This window comes from Klebsiella sp. 28 (assembly GCF_018223905.1).
Classification (GTDB): Bacteria; Pseudomonadota; Gammaproteobacteria; order Enterobacterales; family Enterobacteriaceae; genus Klebsiella; species Klebsiella pneumoniae.
Genome location: NZ_JAGRQY010000018.1, coordinates 57,948 through 73,853, shown reverse-complemented (window position 1 = coordinate 73,853; position 15,906 = coordinate 57,948). Strand labels below are relative to the sequence as shown.

Genomic DNA, 15,906 nt, shown 5'->3' with positions numbered 1-15,906 from the left:
TCTGATAAATTGTTAAAGAGCAGTGCCGCTTCGTTTTCGCTGCGGCGCGGGGTGTGCATATTACGCCTTCCCGCTGCAGAGTCAAGCATTTATTTTTGCTTTTCTCTGCGAGGTTCTCACCGGAACCTCGCTGACCCGGCGGCTTGTTTGCCGTTGTTCCGTGTCAGTGGAGGCGCATTATAGGGAGTAATTCTGAGGTGACAAGGGGAAATGCAAAAAAAGTTTTCAACCGTCTCTTTTTTCAACAATGCGGCGAGGAATGTCGCAAAAAACCGCCGTTTTGCCGTTTTAACCGACGAAACGGGGCGCCTGGTGGCATACTGTTAGAGTAGAGGAAAGAAAGGAACGGCATTTATGTCTTTAAGCGCACAGCAACTGGCGGCACAAAAGAACATTTCCTGGGTACTGGCCGAAAAGCTCGCCCAAAAAATACTGACTGGCGAATATCAGCCGGAAAGCATTCTTCCCGGCGAAATGGAGTTGGGGGAGCAGTTCGGCGTAAGCCGTACCGCCGTCCGCGAAGCGGTGAAGACGCTTACTGCAAAAGGCATGCTGCTGCCCCGCCCTCGCATTGGCACCCGGGTGATGCCGCGCAGCAGCTGGAATTTCCTTGATAAGGAACTGCTCTCCTGGTGGCTAACAGAAGATAACTTCGAAGAGGTGGTAAGCCACTTTCTCGTCATGCGCAGCAGCCTGGAGCCACAGGCCTGCTTTCTCGCCGCCGCCAACGGCACCGCCGGGCAAAAAGCGCAGCTCAATACATTAATGGAAGAGATGATTGCTCTGAAACGCCATTTTCAGCGCGAACGCTGGATAGAAGTCGATATGGCCTGGCATGAACATATCTATGAAATGAGCGGTAATCCTTTCCTCAGCTCTTTCGCCTCACTGTTTCATTCGGTCTACCACACCTACTTCACGTCGATTACGCAAAATGAAGTGGTGAAGCTCGATCTCCACCAGGCGATTGTCGATGCCATTCTTAACAGTGATGCGCCGGGGGCGTTGCTCGCCTGCCAGGCATTGTTGAACGCCCCACACCACGTAAATCAATAACAAGGATTTGGCATGAGCGGAAAAAAAGGGCGCAGCATGGCTGGCCTGCCGTGGATCGCGGCGATGGCCTTCTTTATGCAGGCGCTGGATGCCACCATTCTTAACACCGCCCTCCCGGCTATCGCCCACAGTCTTAATCGTTCTCCCTTAGCGATGCAGTCGGCCATTATCAGCTATACGCTGACGGTGGCGATGCTGATCCCGGTCAGCGGCTGGCTGGCCGATCGCTTCGGCACGCGCCGGGTCTTTATCATCGCCGTTAGCCTGTTCACCCTCGGTTCCCTCGCCTGCGCCCTCTCCAGTTCCTTAACGGAACTGGTCATTTTTCGCGTAATTCAGGGGATCGGTGGGGCGATGATGATGCCGGTGGCGAGGCTGGCCCTGCTGCGTGCCTACCCCCGCAGCGAGCTGTTGCCGGTCCTGAACTTTGTCACCATGCCGGGATTGGTGGGGCCGATTCTGGGCCCGGTACTCGGCGGGGTATTTGTGACCTGGGCCAGCTGGCATTGGATTTTCCTGATAAACATTCCGATCGGCGTAATTGGCATTCTGTACGCCCGTAAATACATGCCAAATTTCACAACGCCGCGCCGACGCTTCGATATAGGCGGTTTTCTGTTATTTGGCTTAAGTCTGGTGTTATTTTCCAGCGGTATTGAACTGTTTGGGGAAAAAATCGTGGCGACATGGCAGGCGCTGGCCGTGATTGCCGTCAGTCTGTTACTGCTCGTGGCCTATGTGCGTCACGCGCGTCGCCATCCGACGCCGCTTATCTCGCTCTCTTTATTTAAGACCCATACGTTCTCGGTCGGCATTGCCGGCAACCTCGCCACGCGGTTAGGTACCGGCTGCGTACCGTTTCTGATGCCGCTGATGCTGCAGGTTGGTTTCGGCTATCCGGCCATTATCGCCGGCTGTATGATCGCCCCCACCGCTATCGGCTCGATTATTGCGAAATCCACCGTTACCCAGGTGCTGCGCTGGTTTGGCTATCGTAAGACCCTGGTGGGGATCACCGTATTTATTGGCCTTATGATCGCCCAGTTCTCGCTGCAGTCGCCAGAGATGCCGCTGTGGATGCTTCTTCTGCCGCTGTTCGTGCTGGGGATGGCGATGTCCACGCAGTTTACCGCCATGAATACCATTACCCTGGCCGATCTGACCGATGATAATGCCAGCAGCGGCAACAGCCTGCTGGCCGTCACCCAGCAGCTTTCAATTAGTCTCGGGGTGGCCATCAGCGCTGCGGTGCTACGCTTCTATGAAGGTTTTGATAATGCAAGCACGGTACAGCAGTTTCACTACACCTTTATAACCATGGGCGTGATAACCATTATATCGGCGCTGATGTTTATGCTGTTAAGAGCGAAGGATGGCCGCAACCTGATTAGCGAGCGGCATAAACGCTAAGCGGAACCGCGAACCACCAGCTCCGGCGTTAACTGAACGCGCTGCTGTTTTTGCTGCGGATCGGCCATGCGATGGATCAGTACGTCGATGGCCAGTTCCCCCAGCTCATCCTTTGGCTGGTGAATGGTGGTCAATGGCGGCGTCATATAACGTGCCAGCTCAATATCATCGTAGCCCACCAGCGCCATATCCTGCGGAATCTGCAGCCCGGCCTGGTATAACGCCTGATAAGCGCCAACCGCCATCGCATCGTTACCGACAAACACCGCCTGCGGACGCTGCGGCAACGCCAGCAGCTGCTGCATCGCGCTAAACCCGCCGCCAAACTCAAAATCACTGGTCACCACATATCCTTCGGCAACCGGCAGGCCGCAGCGCGCCATCGCGGCATGATAGCCTTCAAGACGCAGGCGCGCCGGGGTTTTATCCAGCGGGCCGGCAATACAGGCAATGCGTGAATGCCCCTGGTCAATCAGATACTGGGTCGCCATATCGCCGCCGAGCAGCGAGTTATCCTGAATCAGATCGCTATCGCCATCAAAGGGGGCCCAGTCCATCATAACCGTCGGTACCGACGGATAGCGCTGCATGATTTCCGGGGAGGGCTGATGAGTCTCCGTGCACAGCAGGAGTAATCCATCGACGCGTTTTTGCATTAGCGTCTCCAGATTACGATTCATTCGCTGCTCATCACCTTCGGTATTGCAGAGCACGAGGCTATAACCCCGCTCAAAGCAGCTACGCTCCACGCCCCGCACCAGCTCCGAATAAAACGGATTGGTACTGGCGGTGATCAGCATGCCGATGGTACGGGTTTGATTGAGCTTGAGGCTACGCGCCAGCGCAGAGGGGGCGTAGTTGAGGCTTTTGATCGCAGCGTCAACTTTGGCGGTAATCGCCTCGCTGACAAAGCGGTCCTTATTGATGACGTGTGACACCGTCGATGTGGAAACGCCCGCGATGCGGGCCACATCTTTCATCGTAGCCAAGCATTACCCCTGTTGCGCTAAAAATTCATCGATCTCTGTGCGCCAAGGCACGGACGGCTGAGCGCCTTTGCGGGTTACGGCGATCGCCGCTGCGGCATGCGCAAAGCGAATCGCCTCCGCCAGGGCGGTCCCTTCCAGCAGCGCGGTCACCAGCGCGCCGTTAAAGGTATCACCGGCCGCGATAGTATCAATGGCCTGTACGCGAAACCCTGGGATCCGGCGGCTTTCGCCTTCGGCACTGAGCCAGACGCCGCGGCTGCCGAGGGTGATCATCACCGTACCAATGCCTTTGGCATGCAGCACGTTGGCGGCTTTTGCCGCATCTTCGTCACTCTCAACGCGAATACCGGTCAGCTTTTCCGCTTCGGTTTCGTTAGGGGTAATAATATCCACCAGCGCCAGCAGTTCATCCGGTAGTTCACGCGCTGGCGCGGGGTTCAGCACCACGGTGGTGTGATGGTGATGGGCGATTTTCGCCGCCGCTATGACGCTCTCCAGCGGCGACTCCAGCTGCATCAACAACGCCTGTGCGCTGGCGATACGCTCTTTTTCCGCCTCAACCTGGGAGACGGAAAGCGCCGCATTGGCGCCGGCATGAATACCGATGACATTCTCACCTTCGGCGTTAACGAAAATTAACGCCACCCCGGTCGCTTCCCCGGCAACCGCGCGCACGGGCGCCACGTCGATTTTATCGCTCGCCAGCTGACGACGGATGCGTTCACCGATATCGTCATCGCCGGTGCAGGCGATAAACGCGATATCCGCTCCGCTGCGCCCGGCGGCCACCGCCTGGTTGGCCCCTTTTCCACCGAACGCCACCTGATAATGGTGGCCGGTGACGGTTTCGCCCGGCGTCGGGAAAGCGTCAAGGTTAAGAATGTGATCGGCATTGATACTGCCAAGGACGACAAGTTTGCCTGCAGTTTTCATCATTTCTGTTCCCGGGAAAGCGCGCCACCGGGATCCGGTGGCGCATGCCCTGCTTTTCTTTTTTTATATTGTCCCTCGGACCGTTGCCAGTCCGAATCGCATATTACTGCTTAACGACCAGCTTCAGCTCAACCGGGTAGTTAGCTTCCACTTTTTCGCCCTTCAGTACCTTATCAGCAGTCTCAACGCCTTTCGCGCCGATCTGCTCCGGCAACTGTGCGACGGTCGCCGCCAGTTTGCCACTGTTTACTGCTTTTTCGCCATCCGGAGTGCCGTCAAATCCAACCACCATCACATCGGACTTGCCTGCGGTCTGCAGCGCGCGCAGGGCGCCCAGCGCCATTTCATCATTTTGCGCGAACACTGCCTGGACGTCAGGATGTGCGGTCAGCAGGTTCTGCATCACGTTCAGGCCTTTGGTGCGGTCGAAATCGGCCGGCTGGCTGGCCAGGACGTTGAATTTGTGCGCCGCCACGGCCTGTTTAAAGCCTTCGCCACGCTCGCGCGCCGCAGAAGTTCCGGCAATGCCCTGCAGCTCAATGACTTTTGCACTTTCACCCACTTTTTTCGCGATGTAATCGCCAGCCATTTTCCCACCCTGCACGTTGTCAGAGGCGATATGGCTCACAACATCGCCTTTTGTCGCCTGACGGTCGAGAGTGATGACCGGGATTTTCGCCTGGTTCGCCATCTTCACGGCGTTGCCGACGGCATCAGAGTCGGTGGGGTTGATCAGCAGCAGCTTGGTGCCGCGCACCGTTAAATCCTGGACGTTCGCCAGCTCTTTCGCCGGGTTGTTCTGGGAATCCAGCACCACCAGGTTGTAGCCCAGCTTGTCAGCTTCTTTTTGCGCGCCGTCTTTCAGCGACACGAAGAACGGGTTGTTGAGGGTAGAGATAACCAGAGCGATGGTGTCTTTGGCCATCGCGTTCGCGCTAACGGTCGCACTTAGCGCAACAGCAGAGACCAGGGTCGCCAGTTTTTTCATATTCATAGTTAAGATGTCCTGTAGAGTTCTCAGTTACTGCTTTTTGTTATCTACCAGTACCGCCAGCAAAATCACCACCGCTTTAACGATCATCTGGTAATAGGAAGAAACGCCTAAAAGATTAAGACCATTATTCAGGAAGCCAAGGATCAGCGCACCAATCAGCGTGCCGACAATGCGTCCTTTGCCACCAGCGAGGCTGGTGCCGCCGAGCACCACCGCCGCAATGGCGTCCAGCTCATAGCCCGTCCCTGCTGTCGGCTGCGCGGAGGAGAGACGCGCCACTTCGATGATCCCGGCCAGCGAAGCCAGCATTCCGCACAAGGCGTAAACGATAATTTTAACTTTATTGACGCTAATCCCGGACAGACGCGTCGCCGCTTCATTACCGCCCAGGGCATAAATATAACGGCCCAGGCGAGTATGGTGCAGCATGTACCAGGCCGCCAGGAAGACAATCGCCATGATCCATACCGGCGTCGGGATCCCCAGCGGACGCCCAATGCCAAACCAGCCAAACAGATCGGCATTATCGCTAAAGCCGGTATTGATCGGGCTGCCGTTGGTGTACACCATGGTTACGCCGCGCAGCAGCAGCATCATCACCAGGGTGGCGATGAAGGCCTGCACGCGGCCTCTCGCTACAATCACCCCGGTGACTGCGCCGATCGCCGCACCTAATGCGAGGGCAGCCGCGACCGCCACCAGCGCATTAACCTCAATGCCAACGATTGACGCTGCCACCGCACCGGTGAGCGCCAGCAGGGAGCCGACGGACAGATCGATCCCCGAGGTCAGTATGACCAGCGTCATCCCTACCGCCATAATGGCGTTAACGGAGGTTTGCTGCAGAATATTGAACAGGTTATTGACGGTAAAAAAGTTGGGGCTCATGGTCGATACCACCGCGATCAGCACCAGCAGGGCAATCAGCGATTTTTGCTCCATCAGCCACGCTTTTGTGAAATAGCGGCGACCAGAAACAGCCTGGGTTGTCATCTTTCTTACTCCTGATTCACACGGTTAAGCTTGCCCACAGCGGCAGCCATCAATACTTCCTGGGTGGCCTGCTCGCGTGTGAATTCACCGCCGAGATGCCCTTCATGCATCACTATGATGCGATCGCTCATGCCCAACACTTCCGGCATCTCGGAGGAGACCAGAATGATGCTCAGGCCGTCGGCTTTGAACTGGTTGATGAGCTGGTAGATCTCTTTCTTCGCCCCGACGTCGACGCCGCGGGTCGGTTCATCGAGGATCAGCACCTTCGGCCGGGTCATCAGCCCGCGGGCGATGGCGACCTTTTGCTGGTTGCCGCCGGAGAGCAGGCCGATCGCCTGCTCCATGGACGGCGTTTTCACGTTAAACAGGCGGATGAAATCACTTACCGCCTGCTGTTCATCTTTATGCTTAAGACTACCGCCCGCCCGGCTGAAATAGCGCAACGCCGTCAGGGACATGTTTTCTTTTACCGACATCCCGAGAACCAGACCATCGCGCTTACGGTCTTCGGAGATATAGACAATGCCGTTCGCCAGACCATCCTGCGGCGAACGGGTCACCACTTCACGGCCATCGAGCGTCACGGAACCGCTGCTGCGCGGCAGCGCGCCGTACAGCACTTTCATCAGTTCTGTCCGCCCGGCGCCCATCAGCCCGGCAACGCCGAGGATCTCCCCCTGGCGCAGGGTAAAGGTCACGTTATCCACCCCCGGGCCGCAGAGGTTGTCGACCTTCAGGCGCACCGCGCCGGGCGCCTTATCGAGGTGGGGATATTGGTCTTCCAGCTTACGGCCGACCATCATCTCGATAAGTCGGTCCTCATCCAGCGACGAGACCTCGCGCTCGGCGATAAACTGCCCGTCACGAAAGACCGTCACGTCGTCGCAAATCTCGAAGATCTCTTTCATACGGTGGGAGATATAGACGATACCGCGCCCCTGCGACTTCAGTTCGCGGATGACGCGGAACAGCGATTCGGTTTCGGTATCGGTCAGCGCATCGGTCGGTTCATCCATAATGATGACTTTCGATTCGAAGCTCAGCACTTTGGCGATCTCCACCATTTGCTGATCGCCAATCGATAGATCGCCCACCAGTTTCTGGCTGGTAAAGCGGAGATTCAGCTTTGCCAACAGCTTGTCGGCTTCGGCATACATCTGCTTCCAGTCGATTTTGCCAAAACGGTTAACGAACTCGCGGCCAAGGAAGATGTTCTCGGCGATCGTCAACTGAGGGATCAGGTTCAGTTCCTGATGGATAATGCCGATCCCGGCTTCCTGGGAGGATTTTGGGCCGTTAAAGGTCGTCTCTTTGCCTAACCACAGCAAAGAGCCGGCATCACGGGTGTAGATCCCGGTCAACACCTTCATCATAGTGGACTTGCCGGCGCCATTTTCCCCTACCAGCGCCATCACCCGGCCGGCATAGACATTCAACGCCGCGCCGGAGAGCGCCTTGACGCCAGGGAACGCTTTGTCGATCCCTTTCAGTTGCAATAAGGCTTCCATGACGGCGACCTCAGAACGTGACGCCGGCACAGAGAATGATATTCGCAAACGGGGAACACTCCCCGCTGCGAATTACCGCCTGACTGTCTGCGGTTTGTTTTTTGAACTGCTCATGGCTGGTGTAACGAATTTCAATGGTATTTCCCTGGTGCTGCTGCAGCTGCTCGAGGTGAGTGAGCAACGTCGCGTGGAGCTGCGGATTATGGGTTTTAATCTCTTCCGCGATGACAGCCGCTTCAACCTGCATTTCCGTCGTCACCACTTCCAGCACCTGCATAAATGAAGGTACGCCCTGAGTCAGCGCCATATCAATGCGCGTGCTGCTGCGGGGAACCGGTAATCCGGCATCGCAGACCACCAGCGTATCGGTGTGGCCCAGGCGGGAAATGACCGCGGAAATATCAGCGTTAAGTACGGTGCCTTTTTTCATTTTTTCTCTTTTGCTCCACTAGCGAAACGTTTCGCTAAAATAATTATTATCAATGTGTGAGCAGAAAACCATCACCAGAAGAGAGAAATGTGATCGCCATCGAAACGTTTCGCGAGGCAGCGACAGGACATAACAACCGGAGTGAGAAACAAAAAGCCCTTCGCAATGGAAGGGCTTTTTTGACATCAGATTTCGACCTGGGTACCGAGCTCGATAACCCGGTTTGGCGGGATCTCAAACTGATCCGGCGCCCGCAGGGCGTTACGCTGCAGCAGCAGATAAAGCTTGCCGCGCAGGCGAAGATACCATGGCCGTTTGCCGATAATCAGCGACTCATGCGACATAAAGAACGAGGTCTCCATCATCCGGCAGCTGAGTCCTTCCAGGCCACAGCGGTGGAACACCTCTTCAACGTTAGGCGTTTCCCGCCAGCCGTAGCTGGCCACCACCCGCCAGAAGGACGGTGACAGCTGCTCAATCTGCACCCGGCGAACGTTATGCACGTAAGGCGCATCTTCGGTACGCAGGGTCAGGAGGATCACTCGCTCATGCAGCACCTTGTTGTGCTTCAGGTTATGTAGCAGGGCAAACGGGATCACGTTCAGGGCGCGGGACATATACACCGCAGTACCCGGCACACGCACTGGCGGTGACTTCTCCAGCGAAGAGATCATCGCTTCCAGCGAGTTGCCATGCTCGTGCATCCGGCGCAGCAGGCGGAAACGCTCGCTCTTCCAGGTCGTCATCACCGTAAACATGACCATCCCCAGGGACAACGGTAGCCAGCCGCCGGAGACAATCTTATCGAGGTTCGCCGAGAACAGCGGAATATCAATGCACAGGAAGGCCACCAGCATCAGACCGACAAACAGCTTGTTCCAGTGCCAGTTTTTGCGCGCCACGGTCGCCGACAGAATGGAGGTCAGCACCATGGTGCCCGTTACGGCGATACCATACGCCGCCGCCAGGTTAGACGAATGCTCAAAGCTGACGATAACGATGACCACAGAAACGTACAGCAGCCAGTTAATGAACGGAATGTAAATCTGCCCGGACTCCATTTCCGAGGTATGGATAATGCGCATCGGCGACAGATAGCCCAGACGCACTGCCTGACGGGTCAGGGAGAAGACCCCGGAAATCACTGCCTGGGAGGCGATAACCGTCGCCAGCGTGGCGATAATCAGCATCGGGATCAGCGCCCACTCAGGCGCCAGCAGGAAGAACGGGTTTTTAATCGCTTCCGGGTGCTTCAGCAGCAGCGCGCCCTGGCCAAAATAGTTCAGCACCAACGAGGGCAGCACGACGGAGAACCAGGCGACGCGGATCGGCAGTTTGCCGAAGTGGCCCATATCGGCGTACAGCGCTTCCACCCCGGTAATCGACAGCACCACCGCGCCAAGCGCAATAAAGGAAACGGTCTTGTATTGCAGGAAGAAGTGCACAGCCCAGTAGGGGTTCAGCGCCTGCAGAACTTCCGGATTAGCGTAAATGCTTCGCGCGCCCAGCACCGCCAGCAACAGGAACCAGATCAGCATAATCGGCGCAAACAGCTTGCCGACCATGCCAGTCCCGTGCTTCTGGATCACAAACAGCAGGGTGAGCACGATAATGGAGATAGGGACAATCCAGGTATCGAGCTGCGGGGCGATAATTTCTAACCCCTCTATCGCCGACATTACCGAAATCGCCGGGGTAATCACCACTTCGCCATAGAAGAAACTGCCGCCGATAAGGCCGAGGATCACCAGCACGGAGGTCATTCTGGCCGAAGTATTACGTCCGGCCAGCGACATCAGCGTTAAGATCCCGCCTTCCCCGGCGTTATCCGCCCGCATCACGAAGGTGATGTATTTAATCGATACGGTAAAGATTAACAGCCAGAAAATCAGCGACAAAAAGCCAAAAACGGCATCGCGCTCTACGCCAAAGCCAAACTGACCTGACAGGCATTCGCGCAGGGTATACAGTGGACTGGTACCGATATCGCCGTACACCACGCCGATGGCCGCCAGCGTTAACGCCGGCAACGATTGTTTATTATCAGTGCTCATAGACTAGTCTTTTCGTTTATAAAACAAATGTGTGCCTAGTCCCTTGGCCCACAAAAAGCGCACAGTATGCACGATTATTTGTGAAATCGTACCCCTAACAGACACCATATTAACCTGGCTCAAAAAAAATAAATCGATTCTTCAGGCTATTACCGCCCCGGCTCTAACATCTATACTCGTCCCAATAACGATACATGACAAAGCACGCAACTCAATTATGGCTCAAACACATTTACTGGCTGAAAGAATTTCCCGGCTCAGCGCGGCACTCGAAAAAGGACTCTTTGAACGCAGCCACGCGATACGCCTCTGCCTGCTGGCGGCGCTCAGCGGCGAGAGCGTTTTTTTGCTTGGTCCACCGGGGATCGCCAAAAGCCTGATTGCCCGCCGCCTCAAATTCGCCTTCCAGCAGGCGCGCGCTTTTGAATACCTGATGACCCGCTTCTCCACCCCGGAAGAGGTATTTGGGCCACTGTCCATTCAGGCGCTGAAAGATGAAGGCCGTTACGAACGTTTAACCGCCGGCTACCTGCCGGAAGCGGAAATCGTGTTTCTCGATGAAATATGGAAAGCAGGTCCGGCTATCCTCAACACCCTACTGACGGCGATTAACGAACGTCACTTCCGCAATGGCGCGCATGAAGAGAAAATCCCAATGCGCCTGCTGGTGGCCGCGTCGAACGAACTCCCGGAAGCCGACAGCAGCCTGGAAGCGCTGTATGACCGAATGCTGATCCGTCTATGGCTTGATAAAGTGCAGGATAAAGGTAATTTCCGTTCGATGCTGGTCAGCCAGCAGGATGAAAACAGCAATCCAGTGCCCAGCGCGCTGCAGGTGAGCGACGAGGAATTTACCCAATGGCAGCAGCAGATCGGCAATATTAAACTGCCGGACGCGGTGTTTGAGCTGATATTCCAGCTCCGCCAGCAGCTGGACGCCCTGCCAAATGCCCCCTACGTCTCGGATCGCCGCTGGAAAAAGGCTATTCGCCTGCTGCAGGCCAGCGCCTTCTTCAGCGGCCGCGACAGCATCGCGCCGATTGACCTTATCCTGCTGAAAGATTGTCTGTGGCACAACGTCGAAAGTATGAACTTGATGTCGCAGCAGCTGGAAACGCTCATGACCTGTCACGCCTGGCAACAGCAGGCGATGCTGACGCGGTTGGGGGCGATTGTGCAGCGACGCATTCAGATCCAACAACAGCAAAGCGACAAAACGGCGCTGAAGGTCACCCGCCTTGGCGGGATGTTTAGCCGCAAACCGCACTATGAACTGCCGGCGGAGATCCAGGGGACCACCCTGACGCTGCTGCTGCAGCAGCCGCTCAAACTTCACGATATGGAAGTGATCCACATTACTTTTGAACGCGAGGCGTTAGCCAACTGGCTGGAAAAGGGCGGCGAGATCCGCGGTAAGCTCAACGGGATCGGCTTTGCCCAACTACTCAATATGGATGTCGACACCAGCCAGCATCTGGTCGTCCGCGATGTGAGCCTGCAGGGCTCACGCCTCGCGCTGCCCGGCAGCGCAGCGCAGGAGAATATGCCGGCGGAAATTCGCCAGCAGCTGGAAGCGCTGGATGATGAGTGGCACCAGCAACACAACCGCTTCAGCGAGCAGCAAAAGTGCCTGTTTATCCCGGTCGAATGGCTGGGAAGAATCGAAGCCAGCCTGCAGGACGTCGGCGCGCAGATTAAACAGGCGAAGCAGCCATGACGCTCGATATGCTGAATGTCATGCTGGCAGTCAGCGAAGAGGGAATGATCGAGGAGATGCTGCTGGCGCTGTTGGCCTCTCCTCAGCTGGCGGTGTTCTTTGAAAAATTTCCCCGCCTGAAAAACATCATCGCGGCGGATATTCCGCGCTGGCGGGAAGCCGTTCGCGCCCGCTTAAAAGAAGTTAACATCCCGCCGGATCTGGACGCCGAAGTGCAAACCTATCAGCAGGCTCAGCTGCTCTCTACCTCGCAGTTTATCGTCCAGCTCCCGCAAATTCTCGGCAAACTGCACCAGCTCCAGTCCCCTTTTGCCGCCCAGGCGCAGAAGCTGGTGGATGACAATGCCACCTTTACCCCGGCGCTGCATACGCTGTTTTTACAGCGCTGGCGCCTGAGCCTGGTGGTGCAAGCCACCAGCCTTAACCAGCAGCTGCTGGACGAGGAGCGCGACCAGTTGCTCAGTGAGGTCCAGGAACGAATGACGCTCAGCGGTCAGCTCGATCCGGTGCTGGCGGAAAATGATACCGCCGCCGGACGCCTGTGGGATATGAGCGCCGGCGAACTAAAACGAGGCGACTACCAGCTGATCGTGCGCTATGGCGATTTTCTTAACCAGCAACCGGAGCTGCTGCAGCTGGCGGAACAGCTGGGGCGTTCAAGGGAAGCGAAATCCGTGCCGAAGAAAGATGCGCCGATGGAAACCTTCCGCAGCCTGGTACGCGAGCCGGCAACGGTGCCTGAACAGGTCGACGGCCTCCAGCAGAGCGACGACATTCTACGCCTGCTGCCGCCGGAGCTGGCGACGCTTGGCATCACGGAGCTGGAGTTTGAATTTTATCGCAAGCTGGTGGAGAAACAGCTGCTCACCTACCGGCTACACGGCGATGCCTGGCGCGAGAAAATTACCGAACGCCCGGTAACGCGGCAGGATTTTGATGAGCAACCGCGCGGGCCGTTCATTGTCTGCGTCGATACGTCAGGATCGATGGGCGGTTTTAACGAACAGTGCGCTAAGGCCTTTTGTCTGGCCCTGATGCGCATCGCGCTGGCCGATAACCGTCGCTGCTTCATTATGCTGTTCTCCAGCGAAGTGGTGCATTACGAGTTGACCAGCGAGAGCGGACTGGAGCAGGCGATCCGTTTCCTGAGCCAGCGTTTTCGCGGCGGCACCGATCTGGCCAGCTGTTTTCGCGCCATTATTGAACGTTTGCAAAACCCGCAGTGGGTGGATGCGGATGCCGTGGTGATCTCCGACTTTATTGCCCAACGGTTGCCGGATGAGGTGATTGCTCAGGTGGGGGAGTTACAGCGTAAGCATCAGCACCGTTTTCACGCGGTGGCGATGTCGGTTCACGGCAAACCCGGCATCATGCGCATCTTCGATCATATCTGGCGCTTTGACACCGGGCTGCGTAGCCGCCTGCTGCGACGCTGGCGGCGCTAATCGTTACAGCAGCGCGGAAACGCTTTCGCGAACCTGCGCCGGCCATACGCCGCACTGCACCTGACCGATATGGTCAAGCTGCAGCAACAGCATCGTCAAACGAGACTGGCCAATGCCGCCGCCGATAGTCTGCGGCATCTCGCCGCGCAGCAGCGCCTGGTGCCACTCCAGTTTCAGGCGATCTTCATCGCCGGTCAGCGCCAGCTGGCGCTTTAGCGCCTCGGCGTCAACGCGGATCCCCATAGAGGAGATCTCGAACGCATCCTCCAGCACCGGGTTCCACACCAGGATATCGCCGTTCAGGCCGGCAAAACCTTCAGAAACCTCAGTACTCCAGTCATCATAATCCGGCGCACGCACGTCGTGGCGCTTGCCATCAGCTAGTTTGCCGCCGATACCAATTAAGAAGACGGCGCCCAGCTCTTTGGCAATAGCCCGCTCACGACCTTTGGCATCAAGCTCCGGATAGCGGCTCAGCAGCTCCTGGCTGTGAACAAAATGGATCTGTTCCGGCAGGAACGGCGTCAGGCCAAACTCCTGGCTGACCGCCAGCTCGGTGGCTTTGATCCCGGCGTAGATCGCCTCGACGGTTGCCTTCAGGGTGCCGACGTGACGCTCTTCATCCCCCATCACGCGCTCCCAGTCCCACTGGTCAACATAGACGGAATGGATAGGCGTCAGACGGTCTTCATCGGGGCGAAGGGCTTTCATGTGCGTGTACAGCCCTTCGCCCGCGCTGAAGTCGTGTTGTCCCAGGGTTTGACGCTTCCACTTCGCCAGCGAATGAACCACTTCGAACTGGGCGTCGGGCAGTGTTTTCACTTTTACCTGAACCGCTTTCTCGCAGCCGGACAAGTTATCCTGCGTCCCATCGCCCACGCGGCTTAAGATTGGCGCCTGGACTTCAATCAGGCCAAGCTTCTCTTCCAGCTGACGGGAAAAGTGGGATTTAACGAAACTGATCTGGCGTTGTTTTGCGATATATGCGGTTTTCATTTTTATGACTCCTGCGTCCTGTTGCCATTGATTAAGCAACAAAACAGGGCGGAAATACAATAATCAATCAATAAAAAGGCGCATCAACTTTTAATTCATTAAAATATGGCGCTAAAATAGTAAGAACCCTCAAACTTCATAAGAAAAAGATATGGAAAATTATCAGATCGACAATCTGGACCGCGGCATTCTTGATGCGCTGATGGCCAACGCCCGTACCGCCTATGCCGAACTGGCCAAACAGTTCAGCGTCAGCCCGGGTACCATTCACGTGCGCGTCGAAAAGATGAAGCAGGCGGGTATCATTACCGGCGCGCGCATTGACGTCAGCCCCAAGCAGCTGGGCTACGACGTCGGTTGCTTCATCGGCATTATTTTAAAAAGCGCCAAAGACTATCCCTCCGCCCTCGCCCGCCTGGAAAGTCTGGAGGAGGTCACCGAGGCTTACTACACCACCGGCCACTACAGCATCTTTATTAAGGTGATGTGTAAATCCATCGATGCTCTGCAGCAGGTACTTATCAACAAGATCCAAACAATCGATGAAATTCAGTCCACTGAAACTCTGATCGTGCTGCAGAACCCGATCATGCGCACCATCAAGCCCTGATCGCTTTTTTTAATCCCACATTTTTCCACAGGTAGATCCCAGCTCGCTCACAGCGTACAATACGCCACTCTGAACAGTTGAGCGGGCGATCGGCGATCTATGGCAGACATTACACTTATCAGCGGCAGCACCCTGGGCAGTGCGGAATATGTAGCAGAGCATCTGGCTGAAAAGCTGGAAGAAGCCGGCTATAGCACTGAAATCCAGCACGGTCCGCTGGTGGACGATCTGCAGGCGCAAGGGATCTGGTTAATTATCTCTTCCACCCATGGCGCCGGCGACATTCCCGACAACCTGGTTCCCTTCTATGACGCGCTGCAGGAGAAGCAGGCCGATCTTTCCGCCGTGCGCTTTGGCGCTATAGGGATCGGCAGCCGCGAATACGACACCTTTTGCGGCGCGATCGATAAATTAGAAGCGGCGCTGAAGGCCTGCGGGGCAAAACAGATCGGTGAGACGCTCAAGATCAACGTCCTTGAACACGAAATTCCGGAGGATCCAGCGGAAATCTGGCTGGGATCCTGGAAAAATTTGCTCTGAGAATTGTAAAGATCGTCCGATCTTCTGTGGATAACAATGCTTAAAAGCTTGGATCAACCGGTAGTTATCCAAAGAATAACCGTAGTATGGTTTTTGAGCTGTGCATAACCCTTCATTCTGATCCCAGCTTATACGGACCAGGATCACCGATCATTCACAGATAGTGATCCTTCTTAAGCTTTTGATCTTACTTCGCGGATCCGACTTATCCACAAAGTGAGTCGATCC

Annotated in this window: 14 protein-coding genes; 6 read left to right on the top strand and 8 right to left on the bottom strand. The window is 56.2% G+C overall.

Going from position 1 to position 15,906, the window contains the following annotated elements:
* Positions 1 to 354 precede the first annotated feature (354 nt).
* Together KHQ28_RS03345 and mdtD are read left to right on the top strand one after the other, a co-directional pair.
* Positions 355 to 1,056, top strand: coding sequence for a FadR/GntR family transcriptional regulator (locus tag KHQ28_RS03345; protein ID WP_002882540.1), 702 nt, complete (start codon positions 355 to 357; stop codon positions 1,054 to 1,056).
* Positions 1,057 to 1,068: 12 nt separating this feature from the next.
* On the top strand, positions 1,069 to 2,466 hold the full coding sequence (gene mdtD / locus KHQ28_RS03340) for a multidrug transporter subunit MdtD (protein ID WP_002882539.1): 1,398 nt from the start codon (positions 1,069 to 1,071) through the stop codon (positions 2,464 to 2,466).
* Here the strand turns inward: mdtD and rbsR are convergent.
* The 7 genes from rbsR to kup all read right to left on the bottom strand — a co-directional run bounded on the left by rbsR (position 2,463) and on the right by kup (position 10,370).
* Complete coding sequence (gene rbsR / locus KHQ28_RS03335) at positions 2,463 to 3,455, bottom strand: ribose operon transcriptional repressor RbsR (RefSeq protein WP_004187944.1); 993 nt, start codon at positions 3,453 to 3,455, stop codon at positions 2,463 to 2,465. The two genes, mdtD and rbsR, sit on opposite strands and share 4 nt — an antisense overlap.
* Positions 3,456 to 3,458: 3 nt before the next feature.
* On the bottom strand, positions 3,459 to 4,391 hold the full coding sequence (gene rbsK / locus KHQ28_RS03330) for a ribokinase (RefSeq protein WP_031590499.1): 933 nt from the start codon (positions 4,389 to 4,391) through the stop codon (positions 3,459 to 3,461).
* 100 nt (positions 4,392 to 4,491) lie between these two features.
* Entirely contained in the window at positions 4,492 to 5,382 is an 891-nt protein-coding gene (gene rbsB, locus KHQ28_RS03325) for a ribose ABC transporter substrate-binding protein RbsB (RefSeq protein WP_002882536.1), read from the bottom strand.
* Between the two features lie 27 nt (positions 5,383 to 5,409).
* On the bottom strand, positions 5,410 to 6,375 hold the full coding sequence (gene rbsC, locus KHQ28_RS03320) for a ribose ABC transporter permease (protein ID WP_002882531.1): 966 nt from the start codon (positions 6,373 to 6,375) through the stop codon (positions 5,410 to 5,412).
* A 5-nt stretch (positions 6,376 to 6,380) separates the two neighbouring features.
* On the bottom strand, positions 6,381 to 7,886 hold the full coding sequence (gene rbsA / locus KHQ28_RS03315) for a ribose ABC transporter ATP-binding protein RbsA (protein WP_002882529.1): 1,506 nt from the start codon (positions 7,884 to 7,886) through the stop codon (positions 6,381 to 6,383).
* A gap of 10 nt (positions 7,887 to 7,896) precedes the next feature.
* Complete coding sequence (gene rbsD, locus KHQ28_RS03310; RefSeq protein ID WP_002882527.1) at positions 7,897 to 8,316, bottom strand: D-ribose pyranase; 420 nt, start codon at positions 8,314 to 8,316, stop codon at positions 7,897 to 7,899.
* A gap of 185 nt (positions 8,317 to 8,501) precedes the next feature.
* Positions 8,502 to 10,370 carry a low affinity potassium transporter Kup gene (gene kup / locus KHQ28_RS03305; RefSeq protein WP_002882520.1) on the bottom strand — a complete coding sequence of 623 codons (1,869 nt, stop codon included), beginning with the start codon at positions 10,368 to 10,370 and terminating at the stop codon, positions 8,502 to 8,504.
* 217 nt (positions 10,371 to 10,587) lie between these two features.
* On the opposite strand from kup, the gene ravA reads away from it, so the two are divergent.
* Together ravA and viaA are read left to right on the top strand one after the other, a co-directional pair.
* The gene (ravA, locus tag KHQ28_RS03300; RefSeq protein WP_004151555.1) at positions 10,588 to 12,087 is read left to right on the top strand and encodes an ATPase RavA; all 1,500 of its coding nucleotides are present in this window, start codon (positions 10,588 to 10,590) and stop codon (positions 12,085 to 12,087) included.
* Positions 12,084 to 13,532: an ATPase RavA stimulator ViaA gene (gene viaA, locus KHQ28_RS03295; RefSeq protein WP_002882517.1), complete on the top strand. Its 1,449-nt coding sequence runs from the start codon at positions 12,084 to 12,086 to the stop codon at positions 13,530 to 13,532. The genes ravA and viaA overlap by 4 nt, the downstream gene beginning before the upstream one ends.
* A gap of 3 nt (positions 13,533 to 13,535) precedes the next feature.
* Here the strand turns inward: viaA and asnA are convergent, their stop codons facing one another.
* Positions 13,536 to 14,528, bottom strand: a complete 993-nt coding sequence (gene asnA / locus KHQ28_RS03290; RefSeq protein ID WP_002882514.1) for an aspartate--ammonia ligase — start codon at positions 14,526 to 14,528, stop codon at positions 13,536 to 13,538.
* Positions 14,529 to 14,679: 151 nt separating this feature from the next.
* On the opposite strand from asnA, the gene asnC reads away from it, so the two are divergent.
* Together asnC and mioC are read left to right on the top strand one after the other, a co-directional pair.
* Positions 14,680 to 15,138 carry a transcriptional regulator AsnC gene (gene asnC, locus KHQ28_RS03285; RefSeq protein ID WP_002882510.1) on the top strand — a complete coding sequence of 153 codons (459 nt, stop codon included), beginning with the start codon at positions 14,680 to 14,682 and terminating at the stop codon, positions 15,136 to 15,138.
* Positions 15,139 to 15,237: 99 nt separating this feature from the next.
* Positions 15,238 to 15,678, top strand: a complete 441-nt coding sequence (gene mioC, locus KHQ28_RS03280; protein ID WP_004144988.1) for an FMN-binding protein MioC — start codon at positions 15,238 to 15,240, stop codon at positions 15,676 to 15,678.
* Positions 15,679 to 15,906: the final 228 nt, after the last annotated feature.

Coding starts and splice junctions, on each gene's coding strand:
- KHQ28_RS03345 (WP_002882540.1), top strand. CDS start 355: ATGTCTTTAAGCGCACAGCAACTGGCGGCACAAAAGAACATTTCCTGG.
- mdtD (WP_002882539.1), top strand. CDS start 1,069: ATGAGCGGAAAAAAAGGGCGCAGCATGGCTGGCCTGCCGTGGATCGCG.
- rbsK (WP_031590499.1), bottom strand. CDS start 4,391: ATGATGAAAACTGCAGGCAAACTTGTCGTCCTTGGCAGTATCAATGCC.
- rbsB (WP_002882536.1), bottom strand. CDS start 5,382: ATGAATATGAAAAAACTGGCGACCCTGGTCTCTGCTGTTGCGCTAAGT.
- rbsC (WP_002882531.1), bottom strand. CDS start 6,375: ATGACAACCCAGGCTGTTTCTGGTCGCCGCTATTTCACAAAAGCGTGG.
- rbsA (WP_002882529.1), bottom strand. CDS start 7,886: ATGGAAGCCTTATTGCAACTGAAAGGGATCGACAAAGCGTTCCCTGGC.
- rbsD (WP_002882527.1), bottom strand. CDS start 8,316: ATGAAAAAAGGCACCGTACTTAACGCTGATATTTCCGCGGTCATTTCC.
- kup (WP_002882520.1), bottom strand. CDS start 10,370: ATGAGCACTGATAATAAACAATCGTTGCCGGCGTTAACGCTGGCGGCC.
- ravA (WP_004151555.1), top strand. CDS start 10,588: ATGGCTCAAACACATTTACTGGCTGAAAGAATTTCCCGGCTCAGCGCG.
- viaA (WP_002882517.1), top strand. CDS start 12,084: ATGACGCTCGATATGCTGAATGTCATGCTGGCAGTCAGCGAAGAGGGA.
- asnA (WP_002882514.1), bottom strand. CDS start 14,528: ATGAAAACCGCATATATCGCAAAACAACGCCAGATCAGTTTCGTTAAA.
- asnC (WP_002882510.1), top strand. CDS start 14,680: ATGGAAAATTATCAGATCGACAATCTGGACCGCGGCATTCTTGATGCG.
- mioC (WP_004144988.1), top strand. CDS start 15,238: ATGGCAGACATTACACTTATCAGCGGCAGCACCCTGGGCAGTGCGGAA.